Below are 607 nucleotides of genomic sequence, written 5' to 3'. Positions count from 1 at the left end.
ACTTCTATTAGATTGTCCAATTGAATGGCGAGGTTGGCACTGAGTATGAATACTCATCGCAAAGGTGGGATGCTCCCCGACCCCCTCCCCGACCCGATGCGCCCAGCAGAATGCCAAGGTTAAGAGCGCGATGAGCTTCTTGAGTCGTTCGGGGTCTTTGATCTGGGTTGCCTCCAGGCAAAAGCCACGAGTTTTCAAGCAGCCAAACAAGGTTTCGATGCCCCAACGCAGAGCATAGTCAGCAATGGCAGTAGAGGGCGCATGGTTCGTGGCAACCACCAGCAACGATCCGTCTTCTAATCGCAATCCTGCCAAGTAAAGCCAATGACCCCAAAGCCGTCGTTTGCCGGATAACCCCTTGGACTGCTGAGGCTGCAAATCTTGAAACACAATCGTGGTCTTGAGCGATTGCTGCCCATCAAACAGTAACTGCGACTCGCGAATACGGATGCGAAACCGAGTCACAGGCTCCGCCATCAGCAAGGCAAACCATTGGGTGCCAATAAACTCCCGGTCTGCGGTCAGAAAAGCGATGTCTTCAGGTGCAAAGACGCACAGAAACTCGACCAACTGGTCAAAGCGCTCTTGCGTGTTCGAGTTGCCCCGC

1 protein-coding gene is annotated in these 607 nt (G+C 53.7%); it reads right to left on the bottom strand.

The window, feature by feature from the left end; translation table 11 throughout:
* The coding region (locus C7B65_RS27180; RefSeq protein WP_146135865.1) for a transposase at positions 1-607 on the bottom strand (607 nt) is incomplete at both ends.

The sequence above is a fragment of the Phormidesmis priestleyi ULC007 genome, assembly GCF_003003695.1.
GTDB lineage: Bacteria > Cyanobacteriota > Cyanobacteriia > Leptolyngbyales > Leptolyngbyaceae > Phormidesmis_A > Phormidesmis_A priestleyi_A.
The sequence above is the reverse complement of the archived record's forward strand: the minus strand, read 5'-3'. Positions and strand labels throughout refer to the sequence as shown.